Annotated in this window: 15 protein-coding genes; 5 read left to right on the top strand and 10 right to left on the bottom strand. The window is 70.2% G+C overall.

Features of this window, described 5'->3' with window-relative positions; genetic code table 11:
- Positions 1–61: 61 nt before the first annotated feature.
- The 6 genes from B0920_RS16895 to B0920_RS16870 form a co-directional block, all read right to left on the bottom strand.
- Positions 62–5,299, bottom strand: coding sequence for an Hpt domain-containing protein (locus B0920_RS16895; RefSeq protein ID WP_078033823.1), 5,238 nt, complete (start codon positions 5,297–5,299; stop codon positions 62–64).
- Positions 5,300–5,312: 13 nt separating this feature from the next.
- On the bottom strand, positions 5,313–7,664 hold the full coding sequence (locus B0920_RS16890) for a methyl-accepting chemotaxis protein (protein ID WP_078033822.1): 2,352 nt from the start codon (positions 7,662–7,664) through the stop codon (positions 5,313–5,315).
- 32 nt (positions 7,665–7,696) lie between these two features.
- A complete protein-coding gene (locus B0920_RS16885) occupies positions 7,697–8,245 on the bottom strand; it encodes a chemotaxis protein CheW (RefSeq protein ID WP_078033821.1) in 549 nt (182 codons plus the stop codon).
- On the bottom strand, positions 8,242–8,646 hold the full coding sequence (locus B0920_RS16880; RefSeq protein WP_078033820.1) for a PleD family two-component system response regulator: 405 nt from the start codon (positions 8,644–8,646) through the stop codon (positions 8,242–8,244). The genes B0920_RS16885 and B0920_RS16880 overlap by 4 nt, the downstream gene beginning before the upstream one ends.
- A gap of 22 nt (positions 8,647–8,668) precedes the next feature.
- Positions 8,669–9,052, bottom strand: coding sequence for a PleD family two-component system response regulator (locus B0920_RS16875; protein ID WP_078033819.1), 384 nt, complete (start codon positions 9,050–9,052; stop codon positions 8,669–8,671).
- Between the two features lie 110 nt (positions 9,053–9,162).
- On the bottom strand, positions 9,163–9,315 hold the full coding sequence (locus B0920_RS16870; protein ID WP_029755924.1) for a rubredoxin: 153 nt from the start codon (positions 9,313–9,315) through the stop codon (positions 9,163–9,165).
- Positions 9,316–9,407: 92 nt separating this feature from the next.
- Here B0920_RS16870 and B0920_RS16865 point away from each other — a divergent pair, with 92 nt between their 5' ends.
- The 5 genes from B0920_RS16865 (at position 9,408) to B0920_RS16845 (ending at position 13,925) form a co-directional block, all read left to right on the top strand.
- The gene (locus B0920_RS16865; protein WP_078033818.1) at positions 9,408–10,208 is read left to right on the top strand and encodes a hydroxymethylpyrimidine/phosphomethylpyrimidine kinase; all 801 of its coding nucleotides are present in this window, start codon (positions 9,408–9,410) and stop codon (positions 10,206–10,208) included.
- 40 nt (positions 10,209–10,248) lie between these two features.
- Positions 10,249–11,547 (top strand): glutamate-1-semialdehyde 2,1-aminomutase, encoded by a 1,299-nt coding sequence (hemL, locus tag B0920_RS16860; RefSeq protein ID WP_078033817.1) that lies wholly within the window; start codon positions 10,249–10,251, stop codon positions 11,545–11,547.
- 17 nt (positions 11,548–11,564) lie between these two features.
- On the top strand, positions 11,565–12,047 hold the full coding sequence (locus B0920_RS16855) for a hypothetical protein (RefSeq protein WP_078033816.1): 483 nt from the start codon (positions 11,565–11,567) through the stop codon (positions 12,045–12,047).
- Positions 12,044–13,372 (top strand): GAF domain-containing protein, encoded by a 1,329-nt coding sequence (locus tag B0920_RS16850; RefSeq protein ID WP_078033815.1) that lies wholly within the window; start codon positions 12,044–12,046, stop codon positions 13,370–13,372. The genes B0920_RS16855 and B0920_RS16850 overlap by 4 nt, the downstream gene beginning before the upstream one ends.
- Before the next feature lie 145 nt (positions 13,373–13,517).
- Positions 13,518–13,925 carry a cytochrome-c oxidase gene (locus B0920_RS16845; protein ID WP_078033814.1) on the top strand — a complete coding sequence of 136 codons (408 nt, stop codon included), beginning with the start codon at positions 13,518–13,520 and terminating at the stop codon, positions 13,923–13,925.
- Positions 13,926–13,975: 50 nt separating this feature from the next.
- Here the strand turns inward: B0920_RS16845 and corA are convergent, their stop codons facing one another.
- The 4 genes from corA to B0920_RS16825 form a co-directional block, all read right to left on the bottom strand.
- Positions 13,976–14,941, bottom strand: coding sequence for a magnesium/cobalt transporter CorA (gene corA / locus B0920_RS16840; RefSeq protein ID WP_078033813.1), 966 nt, complete (start codon positions 14,939–14,941; stop codon positions 13,976–13,978).
- Positions 14,942–15,049: 108 nt separating this feature from the next.
- Entirely contained in the window at positions 15,050–15,799 is a 750-nt protein-coding gene (gene mtgA, locus B0920_RS16835) for a monofunctional biosynthetic peptidoglycan transglycosylase (RefSeq protein ID WP_078033812.1), read from the bottom strand.
- Positions 15,799–16,614, bottom strand: coding sequence for a shikimate dehydrogenase (aroE, locus tag B0920_RS16830; RefSeq protein ID WP_078033811.1), 816 nt, complete (start codon positions 16,612–16,614; stop codon positions 15,799–15,801). The genes mtgA and aroE overlap by 1 nt, the downstream gene beginning before the upstream one ends.
- A complete protein-coding gene (locus tag B0920_RS16825; RefSeq protein ID WP_078033810.1) occupies positions 16,611–17,543 on the bottom strand; it encodes an energy transducer TonB in 933 nt (310 codons plus the stop codon). Before B0920_RS16825 ends, aroE begins: the two co-directional genes overlap by 4 nt.
- Between the last annotated feature and the right edge of the window lie 154 nt (positions 17,544–17,697).

Below are 17,697 nucleotides of genomic sequence, written 5' to 3'. Positions count from 1 at the left end.
CCGACCTGCGGCATTCAAACGTCGTTCCCGCGGAGGCGGGAACCCAAGTTTGCACCGCCGCCTACTGCTCGTCCTGTCCCAGCAAGCTCCCGATCGCCGCCAGCAGCACGTCTTCCTGGTAGGGCTTGCCGAAATAGGCGTTCACCCCCAGCCCGAGCGCATAGTTGCGGTGCTTGTCCGCCGTGCGCGAGGTGATCATGATGATCGGCAGCGCCGCGGTCTGGGCATTGCCCCGGATCTGGCGCGTCAGGTCGAAGCCATCCATCCTCGGCATCTCGATATCGACCAGCATCAGGTCGGGCACGCCCTGCTCCACCAGCTCCAGCGCCTCGACGCCATCCTTGGCCAGCACCACCTCGTAGCCTTCCCGCTCCAGCAGGCGCTGGGTCACCTTGCGCACCGTCAGCGAATCGTCCACCACCATGATGGTGGCGCGCCTGGCCTGCGCCGCCATGGGCTGGGCCTGCGCCGGCGACACCCCGCGCGCCGCCGGCTGCTGGGCCAGCGCCACCGGGTCGAGGATCAGCACGATCTCTCCCGAGCCCAGCACCGTCGCCCCGGCGATCCCCGCCACCCGCGACAGTTGCGGCCCGATGTTCTTGACCACCACTTCGCGGTTGCCCACCACCTCGCCGATGTGCAAGGCCACGCGCCGGCTGCCGCTGTTGAGGACCATGACCGGATTGGAACGCTGCAGCGGCGTGCCTCCCTCGTCCTCGCCCAGCAGGCCGGGCAGGTCGTACAGCGGCAGGGTCTCGCTTCCCAGCGCGATCCGGCCGTCGCTCTGCGCCGCGGCCAGGTCCGCCTCGCGCACCTGCTGCATCTGCTCGACCAGGGTCGCCGGAATCGCATAGGTGCGCCCGCCGTGCTCCACCAGCACCACCTGGGCCACCGCCAGGGTGAGCGGCAGGTGGATGGTGAAGCGGGTGCCCGCGCCCGGCGTCGATTCGACCGTCACGCGCCCGCCCAGGGCCTGGGCCTCGGAGCGCACCACGTCCATGCCGACGCCGCGCCCGGCCAGCTCGGTGAGCGTATCGGCGGTCGAGAAGCCGGGTGCGAAGATCAGCTCGGCCGCCTCCTGGTCCGAGACCAGGTCGGCCGCGCCCAGCAGGCGCAGGTCGCGCGCCTTGGCGCGGATGCGCTCGAGATCCAGCCCGGCGCCGTCGTCGCTGAACTGCATCACGACTTCGTTGCCGTGCTGGCTCACCTGCACCAGCAGCTCGCCGGTCTCCGGCTTGCCCGCCGCCTGGCGCCGGGCGCGCGGCTCGATGCCGTGCACGATGGCGTTGCGCAGCAGGTGTTCGAAAGGCGCGGCCATCTGTTCCAGCACGCTGCGGTCGACCTCGACCGAGCCGCCGCGGATGTCCAGGTTGACCCGCTTGTCGGTCTCCTTGGCGGCTTGGCGCGCCAGGCGGTACAGGCGCTCGGACAGGCTGGCGAAAGGCACCATGCGCACCCGCATCAGGTCACGCTGCAGGTCGCGCGTCAGGCGCGACTGCACGGCCAGCTCCTCGGAGGCGCTGTCCACCGTGCGCGCCAGGGTGTCCTGGAAGGAGGCCACGTCGTTGACGCTCTCGGCCAGCATGCGGGTCAGCTCCTGCAGGCGGGTGAAGCGGTCGAATTCCAGCGGGTCGAACTCGCGCTCGCCCGCGATCGACAGGCGCGAGGCGATCTGCGACTCGGCCTGCATCTCTATCTCGCGCAACTGGCGGCGCAGGCGCGCCACGTTGTCCGAGAACTCGCCCAGCGCGCCCTTGATGGCGCCGACCTGGGTTTCCAGCTTGGAGCGCGTGATCGACACTTCGCCGGCCTGGTTGACCACCCGGTCGAGGATGTCGGCGCGCACGCGCACCAGCGGCGAGCGCGCCCCCGGCTGCCCGGCGGCGGCAGGAAGCTCGGCCTGGTCCTGGTCCTGGGCCTGGGCCTGGACCGCGCGCGGCTGCTGCAACTGCTCGAACAGCAGCAGCGCCTGGTCGTAGCTGGCCAGCAGTTCGTCGATGGCCGCGGGATCCGGGCGGCCCGCCTGCAGCATGTCCTCGACCTCGGTTTCCAGCTCGTGGATGTGCTGGCCCAGGCGCATCGCGCCGGCCATGCGCGCGCTGCCCTTGATGGTGTGCAGGGCGCGCAGCAGGCCCTGGGCGATGCCGAGGTCCTCCGGGTGCTGCTGCCACTGGCGCAGGCCCTGGCCGATCTGCGGCAGCAGGTCGGCCGCCTCTTCCAGGAACACCGGCAGCAGATCGGGGTCGAGCTCGTCGCCGAACACCGGCGTGGCCGGCAATTCCGTCTCCTCGGCGTCGAGCGGCGCCTCGGTCACCGGCAGCGCTGGCGGCGGCGCCGCCAGTCCGGCTTCGTCCGGCGTCACCGGCACGAAGGACGGCGCGTCCTCGTCGGCGGCGGGCGCCTGCACCAGCGCCGGCGCCGCGTACGGATCGTCGAACAAGGCGTCGAAGGCATCGTCCGCCGCGCCGGCGGCGGCCGGCGCCGGCGCCGGTGGCGGCGCCTCGAACACCGGCGGCGCGGCCAGCAGGCTGTCGTAGGTGGCGGCGAACAGCGCGTCGAGCTTGTCCGCCAGCGCGGGGTCGGCCTCACCATAGACGGAAGCCGCCTGCTGGCTGGCCGCGCGCTCGCGCAGCCCCGCCAGCAGCGCCAGCAGGTCGGGCTGCTCCGGCGCCAGCTCGCCCAGGGCGAACACCTGCAGCATGGTGCGGATGCGCGCCAGCGTGGTGTCCAGCGCCTCGAGCTGGCCGTCCTCGATGGCGGCGCCCGGCGTGGACAGCTTCTCCAGGCTCAGTTCCAGCGCCTGCGCCACGTCGCGCAGCGCGGTGTAGCCGACCGTGCCCGACGTGCCGGCCAGGGTGTGCGCGGCGGTCAGGGCTTCCGGCGACACGGTACGGTGCGGCGCGCGGCGCCAGGCGTCGAATTCCGCGCCCAGGGTGTCGCACAAGGCTTGGGCCTCGGCCAGGTAGATCTCGGCCAGCGCGGGCGGGGCCTCGCGCGCGCCGGCGGGCGCCGCTTCCGGTTCGGACGCCGGCGGCGCGATGGCCGTGTCGAGCAAAGGAATCTCGTCTCCCTGCTCGAAGGGACCGCCCTCCTGCACCCGCTGGGCGGCCGCGATCAGGACGGCGCCGTCGCGCGCGGGCTTGCGCCCGGCGGCCAGCTCGGCCACCCAGGCATCCAGCTCGGCATGGGCATGGGCCAGCAGGGCCAGCAGGTCGGCGCTGGCGGAGCGGCCTTCGGCCAGCCACAGGTTCATGGTGCGCTCGATGGCCGCCGCCGTGGCGGCGAAGTCCTCGAGGTTCACCATCCGGCTGCTGCCCTTGAGCGTATGGAAGGAGCGGCGCAGAAGGGTCAGGGTGTCCTGGTTGCCCGGTTCGTCCGCCGCGCGCGGCAGGGTCTGGGCCACGAAGTCCAGCACTTCCCTGGCTTCGGACAGGAAGATCTCGAGCAGCTCGGCTTCGACGGCCGCCTCGTCCTGCGATGCCGGCGCCGCCACCGCAGGCTCGACGGCAGTCTCGACAGCAGGCTCCACGGCGGGCACCGGCGCGGCCTGCGGAGACTGGGCGACGAATTCATAAGGCAGCTCGCGCAGCAGGCGCTTGTCCTCGTCGAAGCGGAAACGCGCTTTCGCCGCCTCACTGTCCTGGGCCAGCAGGTCGGCGAGGAAGCCCAGCGCCCCGATGTTCTGGGCGATGTTGTGCAGCGAGGCGTGCTGGTCGGTCACGTCGCCCTCGAAGGAGGCGAGCGCGCGCACCTCCTCGGCCACGTGGCGCGTGGCCAGCACCGCCTGCTCGAGGTCGAGGATGGCGAAAGCGCCCTGCAGCTGGTGCAGCACCGGCGCGCTGCTCTCCAGCACCTGGCGTTTGGACGGGTCGTCGTAGTACTCGTCGAGCAGTTTTTCGATCTGGCGCAGGCCGTTCTTGATCTCGGCCGCCAGCACCGCCACGGTCTGGCCTTGCTGGATCTGGCGCGCCAGTTCGCCCTGCCAATGGGCGGCGTCGGGCGGCGTCTCGCCGGCCGCCAGCGCCAGCAGGCGCGCGCCGACGGCTTCGGCGTTCTCGGCGAAGTCCTCCGGCAGCTGACGCAACTGGTCCAGGCCGTTCTCGACGAACAGCATGGCGGCCGCCATCTCCAGGCCGAACTGGTCGCTGCGGCCCGAGGACATCGAATCGGCGGCGGCCCGCCCCAGTTCGCGCAGCAGCTGCGCCAGCGCGGGCGCGCCCAGCTTCTCGCTGGCTTCGGCCAGCTGGGCCAGTTGCTCATTGAAGTCGCGTTCCACGTCCGCGCCGGCCTGGGCATCGCGCCCGGTGGCGATGCGGTCCCAGTCCGACTTGCTGCGCGCCAGCGCTTCGCGCGCGGCCTTGAGGGCGGCCGGATCGATCTTGCCGTAGCGGCGCTGCGCATAGTCGGCCGGCACCGCGCCGTCCAGGCCCAGCTGCGCGCGCAGGCGCGCGGCCGGTCCGTCCGGGCTCGGGGCCGGCGCGGCGGCAACGAAGAACAGGGCGTCGCGCAACATGGCCTCGGGCGTGCCGCCCTGCCCCTGCGCCAGGCGGCGCACCTGCAGGTTAATCTGGCCGAACAGCTGCTTCACATAGAGGTCGCTGGCCACCTGGCCCTCGGCCACCACGGCGGCGAAGGCGTGCATCGCCTGCCAGAACAGGCGCGCGCGGCCTTCCTGCTGGCTGGCGCCGAGCGGCGCGATCGCTTCCGCCATGCCGACGGCATGCAGGCGCAGCGCCTCCGGCTCGCTGCTCTTCAGGTAAGGCAGGAGCGACTTCTCGAAGCGCGCGCGGCAGGCCGCGTAGTCGACCGGCGCGCCGGCCGCTTCGCCGAGGGCGGGCGGCGCGGACAAGTCCAGCACCAGCAGGTCGGAGGGATGGATACGCGGGGCGCCCATGCGTTCGAGCAGGTCGCGGTAGTAGGGAAACAAGCGCGCCGGCTGCTGCGGCGCGCCGGCCAGCAGCTCGTCCAGGTATTCGCCCAGGGCGCCGTAGGCCGCGTCCAGCAGCTTCGCGTTATCAAGCGTGCATGCCAGCAGGCCGTCCTTGAAGCGGTCGATCAGCGCCTCGGCGGCGCCGGTCAAGGCTTCCACGCCTTCCACGTCCACCATCTGCAGCGCGCCGTGCGCCTGGTGCAGGTGGGTCTTGGCGTGCAGCAGCAGGGTCGGCTGGGCGTCGGGGCCGCGGCCGGCGGCGTCGCGCACCGCGGCGCCGGAGCGGGCAAGCGCGTCGCGGATCTCGCCGATCACCCAGGACAGGGGTCCGGTGTCGAATCCGCCCGCGCGCGTAACAGTCGTGGTCATGTCCTTAAGTTCCTCATGGCGCGACGCGGAAGCGCGACACCGAATCCTTCAGTTCCTGGGCCAGCGCCGCCAGTTCGCGGATCGATTGCGCGGTCTGGCGCGTGCCCTGCTGGGTATGTTCGGTGACCGACAGGATGTGCTGCATGGTGTGCGCCACGCCGTTGGCGGAGGTCGCCTGCAGCTCGGTGGCGTAGGACATGCCCTGGATCAGTTCGGCCAGGCGGTTCGAGACCCGCGAGATGTCGGCCAGCGCCGCGCCGGCGGCGTCCGACAGGCGCGCGCCCTCGACCACGCCCTGGGTCGACTTCTCCATCGCCGCCACGGCGTCGTGGGTGTCGGTCTGGATGGTGCGCACCAGGGCGCCGATCTGCCGGGTCGCCTCGGCCGAGCGCTCCGCCAGGCGCTGCACTTCCTCGGCCACCACCGAGAAGCCGCGCCCGGCCTCGCCGGCGGACGCGGCCTGGATGGCGGCGTTCAGCGCCAGCACGTTGGTCTGTTCGGTGATGTCCGAGATCAGGTCGGTGATCTCGCCGATCTCCTGCGAGGATTCGCCCAGGCGCTTGATGCGCTTGGAGGTTTCCTGGATCTGCTCGCGGATCTCGTGCATGCCGGTGATCGCGTTCTGCACCGCGGTGGCGCCCTGCTCGGCCGCCGCCACAGACTGGCGCGCCACGTCGGCCGATTCCAGCGCCGAGCGCGAGACGTCGGTGATCTGGTCGGCCATGCGCAGCGCGGTGCTGGAGGCTTCCTGGATTTCCTTCGACTGGGCCTCGGCCGCTTCCAGCAGCCGGGTCGACACGGCCTGGGCGTCGCCGGAGGCGCGCGTGACCTGTTCGGTGGTGTGGATCACGCGCAGCACCAGGCCGCGCAGCTCTTCCACGGTGTAATTGACCGAATCGGCGATCGCGCCGGTGATGTCCTCGGACACGGTGGCCTGCACCGTGAGGTCGCCGTCCGCCACTTCCTGCAGCTCGTTCATCAGGCGCAGGATCGCGGCCTGGTTGGCGTCGTTGGTGGCCTTGGCTTCTTCTTCCTTGGCCTGGGCCAGCTGGCGCATCGCTTCGGCTTCGCGGCGGCGCGCTTCCAGGCCGCGGGTGCGGTTGCGCGAGTCCTGCAGCATCACGCGCGAGATGCTGCCGGCCATCGCCAGGGTGAAGATCGCCGCGCCGACCAGCAGCCAGAACCAGGGGCTGCTGGCGCTCTGCGCGGCGCGGTAGTCCTTCTGCACCTGGCCCAGCAGGCTCACCAGCGCCTCGTTGTCGCGTGCGATCACGCCCTCGGCGGCGCGCGCCGCGCCGAAGCTGGCCAGGTTGCTCTGCAACGGCGCCAGCGCTTCCTGGAAGCGCACGAAGCCCTCGCGCGCCTTCGCCAGGCGCGCGCGCAAGGCCGCGTCCTCCAGCGGCGCCAGGCCGAGCGCGGCGCTGCCGTCCAGCAGGCCGCCGAGGATGGCGTCGAGGGAGGCGGCGTCGCGCGCCAGGGTCTCGGCCGCGCCCCTGGCCTGCTCCATCCCTTTGCCCTGAGGCGCCACGCCGGGCGCAGCGCCGGGCGCGACGACGGCGCGCGCGCCGGCCGACAGGCTCTGGGTCAGGGTCATCATGCGGCCCAGGGCCGCCAGCTCGCGCGCGCTGCCGCCGCGCTGGCTGCGCTGGTCGAGCAGGCTGTCGGCGATCGCCAGCAGCTCGGGACCGAAGAGCTCGAGCTGGGCCAGGCTGGCGCCGTAACCGGCCAGGTGGCGCTTGTTCTTGACGAGGGTGGCGGCAGCCTTGTCCGAGGCGCTCCATTTGGCGCGCGCCTTCGAGACCAGGGCCGCGGTGTCGCCCTCGGCGGCGGGAATGTCGCCGCCGGCCGCGCGCCCGCCGCGCGCCAGCATGTTCAGGTTCTGGCCCAGCGCCACGCGGCTGTCCTCGAGCTGGGCGAAGGCCGGGGCCTCGCCGCGCAGCGCGACCGGGGCCGCCTTGCCCAGGCGGTGGGCGTTCATCAGGGCATCGCTCGCCACCTGGCTGGCGCCCGCGGCCTCGGCGTTGCGGGCGGCGTTCTGCCACATTGACAGCACGGTGAGCAGGATGCCGATGGCGAAGGCGGCCAGCAGCAGGCGCAGCTGGCGCGGCAGGGAGAGGTGGCCGATCAGGGGCAGGCGCAGGTCGTCGCCGTCCTCGCGCTGGCCGGGCTTGGTATGACGGATGTTGCCCAGGCGGCGCGCGGCCGCTTCGGCCGATCCGCCGGAGGCGGGTGCGGGCATGGGCGTGGCGAGGCCCGGCGTAGCGACGCCCGGCCCGAACTGGGTGTCCGGCGACGCCAGCACGGTGTCGTCGCCTCCGCCTTCCCTGGCGAAGAAATTGGTGGTCAGTTTCGAGGCGAATCCCATTCCGGCTCCTGCTGCTTCACTAGGTGTTTGCTTTAGTTGTTGGCGTCCTGGCGTCCCACGTGCAGGAAGCGTTCTTCGCGCACCAGCGCCGCCAGCGACAGCGGCCTCCACGCATGGCCTTCGGCGTCGCGCAGCAGCCCGTCCTTGCGTTGCATGGCGCCGGGCTGGCGCAGCCCGTAGACCTGGTCGACCAGCAGCGCGCAGTTGAAGCCGAGCGAGGGCGCGAAGGTGACCAGGCGCGCGGGGCCGGCCGCCGGCGCGTCCGTGCCGGCCTCCTCGCCCAGGTAGCGCACCAGGTCGATCACGCCCAGCAGCGCGCCGCGCACGTTGGCCAGCCCCAGGTACCAGGGCCGGGTCAGGGGAACCGGGGTCAGCGGGCCGGGCGCGACGATCTCGCCGGCTTCGGTCAGGTCGAGCAGCCAGCGCCGGCCGCCCATGGCCAGGCCGAGCTGGTGCACGCGCAGGCGGGCGCCGCTTTGCGCGGCCTGCATGCGCTCCTGCAGTTCTTCCTGGTAGGCGCGCAGGCGGGTGCTGCGCGTGGCGGCGTCGCCCTCTGCGCCCGCCTCGCCGGCGGCGCTCATGCGCTCACGCGGACCGGCGCAGCCGCTGGCGCGGCCTGGCCGATGGCGGCGATGCTGGCCAGCAGGCGCGCCGGGTCGACCGGCTTGACCAGGTAGTCGCGCGCACCCTGGCGCATGCCCCAGATGCGATCGGTCTCCTGGTTCTTGCTGGAACAGATGATCACCGGGATGCGCGCCAGCTCGGGGTCGCGCGCGATCGCGCGCGTGACCTGGAAGCCGTTCGCGCCCGGCATGACGACGTCCATCAGGATCAGGTCGGGGCGCTCGGCGCGGATGCGCTCCAGCCCCTCTTCGCCGTTGACGGCGGTGCTCACGGAATAGCCGTGCTTGACCAGGATGTCAGTCAGGTAGAAGCGTTCGGTCGGCGAATCGTCGACGATCAGGATCTTGTGTATGGCCACGTTCGGCTCCGGAAGCGAGAGTTCAGCCCGCGGCGGCGTGCTCGCGCACGGCGGCCAGCAGGCTGTCCTTGGAAAACGGTTTGGTCAGGTAGGCGCTGGCGCCAACCATCGCGCCACGCGCGCGGTCGAACAGGCCGTCCTTGGACGACAGCATCACCACCTGGGTGCTGGAGAAGCGCGCGCTCTTCTTGATCAGCGCGCAGGTCTGGTAGCCGTCCAGGCGCGGCATCAGGATATCGCAGAACACCAGCGCCGGGTGGTGGTCGTTGATCTTGGCCAGGGCGTCGAACCCGTCCTCGGCCAATACGACCTGGTAGCCGGCCCCGCTCAGGAAGATCTCGGCGGAGCGGCGGATCGTGTTGCTGTCGTCGACCACCATGATGGTCAGGGGCGGCGATGTCGTCATTTTCGTTTCACTTCGGCATGAAACGCCACGATAGCACAGCCCCTGCCCCTTTGTGCGTGGAGTGTTGCGCTGCGTCAACTAGACGCCGACACCAGCGCGCGCCTGCCGGATCAGATGGCGGTCATCTCGAAATCGTCCTTGCGCGCGCCGCATTCCGGACAGGTCCAGTTCATCGGCACGTCGGCCCAGCGCGTGCCCGGCGCGATGCCGTCGTCCGGGGCGCCGGCCGCCTCGTCGTACACCCAGCCGCAGATCAGGCACATCCAGGTCTGGAACGGCGCCGTCGATTCAGTACTCACAGTATTCGTCCTTCTATCTAGTAAAATGCGGAATCAGGTATCTTAATCCACCCGTCGTGCAAAACCAACCGTTACCCCTCATCCTGACTTTCGGCCTGTGTGATCCGGTCGGTGCGCTGGGCGTGCAGGCGGACGTTGCCGCCTTTGCCGCGCTGGGTTGCCACGCGCTGACGGCGGTCGCCGGCCTGCTGGTCTCGGACAGCGCGCGGGTCGAGAACCTGCACGAAATCGACAGCGACTGGATGGCCGACCAGGCCCGCACCCTGCTCGAGGACATGCCGGTGGCCGCCTTCAAGGTCGGCGCCGTGCCCAGCGCCCTGCACCTGGCCGCGATCGCCGAAATCGTGTCCGACTATCCCGACGCTCCCCTGATCCTCGACCCCTTCCTCACCTCGCTGCCCGACGGCGGCATGGGCGACGAGGAGATGATGTCGGCCCTGATCTCGATCCTGGCGCCGCAGGCTACCTGCCTGATCGCCTCGCAGGCGGAAGTCGGCCGCATGGCCGAGACCTGGCGCGAGGGCGGCGACGGCACGCTCGAACAGGACGTGGCCGAACTCACCTCCGCCGGCCTGCAATACGTGCTGGTGACCGGCACCCGCGACGAGGACGGCGCCTGCTACAACACCCTGTTCGACCGCGAGGGCGAAGTCGCGCGGGTCGGCTGGCAGCACCTGCCCGGTCCCTTCGTCGGCGCCGGCAACACCTATTCGGCGGCCTTCACCGCACTGATGGCGCGCGGCTTCGACGCGCCCACCTCCTTGCAGGTCGCCCAGGAATACACCACCGGAGCGCTCGAACATGCGCAGCGCTTCGGCATGGGCAAGTTCATCCCCAGTAAGTTCTACCGGCCCTAGTCGCCCCCCGGCGCCGCGGCCTTTTCACCCGATCGTAACCATGACCACAGAACAAGCCAGCTCCAGGAACGACCAACTCTTCGCCCGCGCCCAGCAATCCACTCCCGGCGGCGTCAACTCGCCGGTGCGCGCCTTCCGTTCGGTCGGCGGCACCCCGCGCTTCATCACCCGCGCGGAAGGTCCGTACTTCTGGGACGCCGACGGCAAGCGCTACATCGACTACATCGGGTCCTGGGGCCCGGCCATCGTCGGCCACGCCCACCCCGAGGTGGTCAAGGCAGTGCAGGAAGCGGCCGCGCGCGGCCTGTCCTTCGGCGCCCCGACCGAGGGCGAGATCGAGATCGCCGAAGAACTGTGCCGCCTGGTGCCCTCGCTGGAGCAGGTGCGCCTGGTCTCCTCGGGCACCGAGGCGACCATGAGCGCGCTGCGCCTGGCGCGCGGCGCCACCGGGCGCGACAAGATCGTCAAGTTCGAGGGCTGCTACCACGGCCACGCCGATTCCCTTCTGGTGAAGGCTGGCAGCGGCCTGCTCACCTTCGGCAACCCGACCTCGGCCGGGGTGCCGGAAGACTTCGTCAAGCACACCCTGGTCCTGGACTACAACAACATCCCGCAGCTGGAAGACGCCTTCGCCTCGATGGGTTCGACCATCGCCTGCGTGATCGTGGAGCCGGTGGCCGGCAACATGAACCTGATCCGCGCCACCCCGGAATTCCTGCAGCGCATGCGCGAACTGTGCACCGAGCACGGCGCGGTCCTGATCTTCGACGAAGTGATGTGCGGCTTCCGCGTCGGCCTGGGCGGCGCCCAGGAGATGTACGGGATCGCGCCGGACCTCACCGCGCTGGGCAAGGTGATCGGCGGCGGCATGCCGGTGGCGGCCTTCGGCGGCCGCGCGGAACTGATGCAGAAGATGGCCCCGATCGGCCCGGTCTACCAGGCCGGCACCCTGTCGGGCAACCCGGTCGCGGTGGCGGCCGGCATGACCACCCTGAAGCTGGTGCAGGCGCCGGGCTTCTACGAGCGCTTGGCCGCGCAGACCGCCAAGCTGGTGGACGGCCTGAGCGAGGCCGCCAGGGAAGCCGGCGTCACCTTCTGCGCCGATTCGGTGGGCGGCATGTTCGGCATGTACTTCTCGGCCAGCGTGCCCTCGACCTACGGCCAGATGATGGCCGGCGACAAGGAGCGCTTCAACCGCTTCTTCCACGGCATGCTGGACGAAGGCGTGTACTTCGCCCCGGCCATGTTCGAGGCCGGCTTCGTCTCGGCCCGCCACGACGACGCGGTGGTCGCCGAGACGGTCGCCGCGGCGCGCCGCGTGTTCGCGCGCATCGCCTGAACCCGGGCCGGGCCGCCATGGCGCTGTTCGATGCCGAGCAAGCCGCCTTCATGCAGGGCCCGGTCTCGCTCAACGTCGGCGCCTGCGGGGCCGACGGCCAGCCCAGCCTGGCGCGCGCCGTGGGCTGCGCCATCAGCCCGGAGCGCGGCGCGGTGCGCCTGCTGCTCTCGCGCACCCAGGCCGCCCTGCTGCTGTCGCACCTGCGCGAACGCGGGGCGGTCGCCGCCGTGTTCAGCGATCCGCTGACGCACCGTACCATCCAGCTCAAGGGGCAGGACGCCGCCACCGCGCCGGCCACGCCGCATGACCTGGAGATCGCGCGCCGCTACCGGGCCGGCTTCGCCGGCATCCTGGCGCCGCTGGGCCATCCTCCTGAACTGATCCACGCCTTGCTGGACTATCCGGACCACGACGTGGTCGCGCTCGTGTTCACCCCCTGCGCCGCCTTCAACCAGACGCCGGGGCCGGGCGCCGGCGCGCCCCTGGGGGTGCAGGCATGAAGCTCGACGCCATCCGCGCCTGTTTCGAGGGCGTCATCCCCGGCACCATGTGCACCGCCAGCCCGGACGGCACGCCCAACGTGTCCTACCTGAGCCAGGTGCAGTTCGTGGACGGCGAGCACATCGCCCTGTCCTACCAGTTCTTCAACAAGACCCGCGCCAACCTGCTGGCCAACCCGCGCGCCATGCTGGCGGTGATCGATCCCTTCACCGCCGCCCATTACCGGCTCACCCTGGAATACCTGCGCACCGAGACCGACGGCCCGCTGTTCGAGAGCATGAAGGCCAAGCTGGCCGGCGTCGCCTCGCACGTCGGGATGTGCGGCGTGTTCCGCCTGCTGGGGGCGGACGTGTTCCGGGTGCTGGCGCTCGACCCGGTGCCGGGCAGCAGAGCGCTGCCCGCGCCCGAGCCCGGGCGCAACCTGCTGGCCGCCCTGCGCCGCGGCTGCGAACAGCTTCGTCCCGAGGGCGACCTGGAGCAGCTGCTGGCGCGCGCCCTGGCGGTGCTGGACTCCGGCTTCGGCATCGGGCACGCCATGATCCTGCTGTTCGACGAGGCCGGGCAGCGCCTGTACACGGTGGCCAGCCGGGGTTACGCCGCCTCGGGGGTCGGCTCCGAGATCGCCCTGGGCCACGGGGTGATCGGGGTGGCGGCGCGGGTGCGCACGCCGATCCGCATCGGCCACATGAGTTCCGAGTACGCCTACAACCGGGCGATCCGCGCCAACGCGCTCTCCGGCGGCATGAATGCGCTGGAAACCGCGATTCCCCTGCCCGGCCTGTCGGAATCGCGCAGCCAGCTGGCCGCGCCGATGCTGGCCGGCGAACGCCTGGTGGGCGTGCTCTACGTCGAAAGTCCGCAGGACCTGCGCTTCAGCTACGACGACGAGGATGCGCTGGTGGCCCTGGCCGGCCAGCTGGGCATGGCGATCCACATCCTGCAGGCCGCCTGCGAGCACGCCGATGAGGCCCCGGCGGCGGCGGCCGCGCCAGAGGCGCCGGCCGGCGCCCCGCTGGCCGTGCGCCACTATCCGGAAAACGGCAGTATCTTCCTGGGCGAGGATTACCTGATCAAGGGCGTGGCCGGCGCGATCTTCGCCGCCCTGGTGAGCGACTACCTGCACCTGGGCCGCAGCGAATTCAGCAACAAGGAACTGCGCCTCGATCCCCGCATCCGGCTGCCACACCTGAGCGACAACCTGGAAGCGCGCCTGCTGCTGCTGGCGCGCCGGCTGGAGGAAAGGGCGGCCGGCGTGTGCATCGAAAAGAGCGGGCGCGGACGCTTCCGGCTGCGGGTCGAGCGGCCGCTGCAGCTCGTTTCCTAAAACATCCCTCAGCAAATATTAAAAAAATCTTAAGTGGACAAATGGTGACACTTCGGGGCGGAAACCGGGTCTACACTGCGCCCTTCGCTGTCCGGCGGACACCGCGCGGACGGCGAGTTTCCCTCGTTTTCCTCAGGAGTTTTCCATGCAAACCACTACCCAGGGCGCTGCTGCGCCCCTGTCCGGCGCCGGCATCGTCTGGCTCAAGCTGTCCGTCCTCTACCTGATCCTCGGCGTGGCCATCGGCATGGCCATGGGCGCCAGCCACAACTTCACCCTGCGCCCGGTGCACACCCACGTCAACCTGCTGGGCTGGACCACCCTGGCCCTGGCCGGCCTGATCTACAGCGTCTTCCCCCAGGCCGGCGCCTCGCGCCTGGCCAAGGCCCACTTCTGGCTCCTCAACCTGGCGCTGCCGGTGATGCTGATCGGGCTCACCCTCCTGGTGACGGGCAATACGGCGATGGGCCCGGTGCTGGCCGTGGCCGAGAGCGTGGCGGCGCTGGGCGTGCTGGCCTTCGCGGCCAACCTGTTCCTGAACCTGAAGCGCTGAGCGCGACCTTCAGGCTGGCGGCAACTGCAAAGTGCCGCCAGCGCAAACGCTTACTTGAGCCAGCCGCGCCGGCGGAAGTACCACAGCGGCGCGACCGCGCTGGCCGCCATCAGGGTCAGCGCGAAGGGATAGCCGAAGCGCCAGTTCAGCTCGGGCATGAGGTTGAAGTTCATGCCGTACAGGCTGGCGATCAGGGTCGGCGGCAGGAAGGCGACCGAGGCCACCGAGAAGATCTTGATGATCTTGTTCTGGTTGATGTTGATGAAGCCGACGGTGGCGTCCATCAGGAAGTTCACCTTGTCGAACAGGAAGGAAGTGTGGCCGTCCAGCGATTCGATGTCGCGCAGGATCTGGCGCGCTTCCTCGAACTGGTCGGCGTTCAGCAGCCGGCCGCGCATCAGGAAGCTGACCGCGCGCCGGGTGTCCATCATGTTGCGGCGGATCCGGCCGTTCAAGTCTTCCTCGTGGGCGATGGCATTCAGCGCGGCGGCCGCGTCCTGGTCGGTGAATTCCTTCTGCAGCACCCGGGTCGAGACTTCTTCCAGGCTTTCGTAGATGCCCTCGAGCGCGTCCGCCGAGTATTCGGCGTCGGTCGCGTACAGGTCGAGCAGCACGTCCATATAGTCTTCGATCGAGCCGGGACGCGAGCGCGCGCGCATGCGCACCAGCCGGAATACCGGCAGGTCGTCGTTATGCACCGAAAACAGCTTTTTGCCCGACAGGATGAAGGCCACCGTGACCACCCGCGACGGACCGTCCTCTTCCTCGAGCAGGAAGTCGGTGCGCAGGTGCAGGTCGCCGTTCTCGGCCTCGTAGTAGCGCGCCGAGGCCTCGATGTCCTGGACTTCGTCCTCGTCCGGCAGGGTGACGCCATAGGCCGTCTTGACCCAGGTGCGCTCCTCGTCGGTCGGATCGGTCAGGTCGACCCACACGGGAGCGACGTTCTCGAGATCCTCCCGCGAAGCGATCGTTACCTGGTTCAATCGGCCATTTTGTAGGACAAATACGTTGATCATGCGCTTTTTCTCGGCCGGATACGAAAAACTAGCGCAAGTGTACCCGACAGGCCACCGCCACGGCCACCCCGTCACGACAAAATCTGCCGCGCCGGCGGCGCGCCGGCGTCAAGGCACCTCGGTGTACCGGATGTAGCGCTGGATCAGGGAAGCGCGGCGCTGCAGGTAGTTCGTGCTGCGGTGCTTGTCATAGTAGCGCGGGTTGGGCAGCATCACCGCCAGGCGCGCGGCCTGGGCGGCCGAGAGGTTGGCGGCCGAGGTCTTGTAATAATAGCGCGCGGCCGCCTCGGCGCCGAACACGCCGCGGCCGAATTCGACCACGTTGAGGTAGACCTCGAGGATGCGCTGCTTGCTCATCACGGTTTCCAACATGAAGGCGATCACCAGCTCCTGGCCCTTGCGCAGGTAATTGCGCGAGCCCGACAGGAACAGGTTCTTGGCCAGTTGCTGGGTGATGGTCGAGCCGCCGCGCATGCCCTTGCGCTTCTTTTTCTGGTTGTCCTCGTAGGCGCGCTCCATCGCCGCCCAGTCGACCCCGCCGTGCTCGATGAAATTGCCGTCTTCCGAGGCGATCACCGCCGCCTTCAGGTTGCGCGAGATGCGTTCGTAGGGCACCCACTGGTGCTTGAGCGTGGCCTTCGGGTTCTTCTCCTGCAGCTCGGAGAGCTGCTGGCGCATGAAGCTGGTCGAGGACGGATTGAAGTAGGCGTACCAGCAGACCATGGCGAAGAAATACAGCTGGACCAGCAGGACCAGCAGCAGCGGGCCGAGGACGAGCCACTTGAGCCAGCGCCGCCGGGGGGCGGCGGCCGCCTTGCCGCTCTTCCCGGATTTGCCGGACTTGCCGCTCTTGCCCATTACGTCGAACGTCGCATCGATGTCAGCACCTCGTTGGTGTCGGGCCGCACGCCACGCCACAGGGCGAAGGCCTCGGCGGCCTGCTCCACCAGCATGCCGAGGCCGTCGCGCACGCTGGCGCCGTGGCGGGCGGCGAATTCCATGTACACGGTTGGTTTATTGCCGTACATCATATCCAAAGCCAGGCAGCCCGGGCCGAAAATCGCGGGCGGCAGCGGCGGAAGCTCGGACGACAGGCTGGCCGAGGTGGCGTTGATCGCCACGTCGAAGCCGCCTTCCAGGGCGGCGAAGCCGCTCACCGCGAGGCGCCCGGCGTACTGGCCGAACTCGCCCACCAGCGCCTCGGCCGTGGCCAGGGTGCGATTGGCCACCACCAGCTGGCGCGGGCCCTGCTCCAGCAGCGGCAGCATGGCGCCGCGCGCCGCCCCGCCCGCGCCCAGCAGCAGGATGCGCTTGCCGGCCAGCGGCACACCGGCGTTGCGCACGATGTCGGCCACCAGGCCGGGGCCGTCGGTGTTGTCGCCATAGATCCCGTCGCCGTCGAACTTCAGGGTGTTGACTGCGCCGGCCGCGCGCGCGCGTTCCGACAGGCGGGTGGCGAGACGGAAGGCTTCCAGCTTGAAGGGCACGGTGACGTTGGCGCCCCGGTAGCCCTGGGCCACCAGCTCGCGCACGGTGGCCGCGAAGCCGTCGAGCGGCGCCAGGCAGCGCTCGTAGCGCAGGTCCTGGCCGGTGGCGGCGGCGAAGGCGGCATGGATCTGGGGCGATTTGCTGTGGGCGATCGGGTTGCCGATCACGCAATAACGGTCGCTCATGCGCCGCCTCCACCGAGCTCTGCCTGCATCTTTTCCTCGCGGGTGAAACGGAAGCGCGTCACCACTTCCCACAGATCGTCCTTGCCGCGGCTGCGCATGTTGGCCGGGAAGGCGCCGAAGGGCGCGGCGCGGCGCACGATGTCCAGAGCCGCCTTGTCCAGGGCCGGGTTGCCCGAGCTGCGTTCCACGCGCGGGCCGCCGTCCTTCAGGTAGATGGTCCCGTCCTGGAACACCGGGATGTAGACCACCAGTTCGCCGTACAGCTTGCGCCCGTTGTGCTGGGGGAAGCTGAGGGTGCCGATCTCCTCGATCCGCTTCTGCATGGACTTGTAGTACAGCGCGTAGCCGACCTGGCGCGTGCTGGGGGTGATCTGGGTGCGCTTGGGGCGGCGGTTCTCTTCTTCGATGCGCTCGAAGATCTCGGCGGCGGTGCGCGAGATGGCGCGCTGCGATTCGAGGTTGTCGGCGCCGGTGCGGCTGGGGTCGGGCTTGTCCTTCTCGGTGACCGGCGGGGCGGTGAATTCCGAGCGGCGCACGCGGCTCAGGACGTCCTGCTGGCGCTGTTCGAGTTCGGCGATGCGGCGCTGCAGGGCCTTGATGCTGTCGCCATCCTCGACCTTGCGCAGGTCGGGCAGCGGGGATTTCGCGCGGCCGCTGGCGGCGGTGCCGCCGCCGTCGAGGTTGGCCTGGGCCAGGGCGTCTGCCTTGGCCGGCGCGTTGGCGTGCTTGGCATTGACCAGCACCACCTCCAGCCCCGGGTCGGCCGGCTGCTGGCGCAGGACGTCGGGCGCGGCGAAACGCACCGCGAGCAGCGCCGCGTGGGCGAGCACGGAGACGGCCAAGGCGATGATCAGGGGGCGGTTTTGTCGGGAATACTTCACGCGCTGCAGGGTGGCCGGGAGGGATGTTGAATCAGGGAATTCAGCCATTCTACCGCGCCCACCGGCGCTCAGGGAGGGGGGATGTTCGGGTGCAACAAAGCGTGGTGAGTTCGATAACGTTTATCGCTGCGGTTCAAGGCTGCCGGTGTGCAGGGGAACTTGGGTCCCCAGCCTCCGCAGGGAGTCGCAGGCGCCAGTGGCG

The organism is Massilia sp. KIM (genome assembly GCF_002007115.1).
GTDB lineage: Bacteria > Pseudomonadota > Gammaproteobacteria > Burkholderiales > Burkholderiaceae_D > Telluria.
Note: the sequence above shows the minus strand (reverse complement) of the source record. Positions and strands in the feature narration are given on the sequence as shown.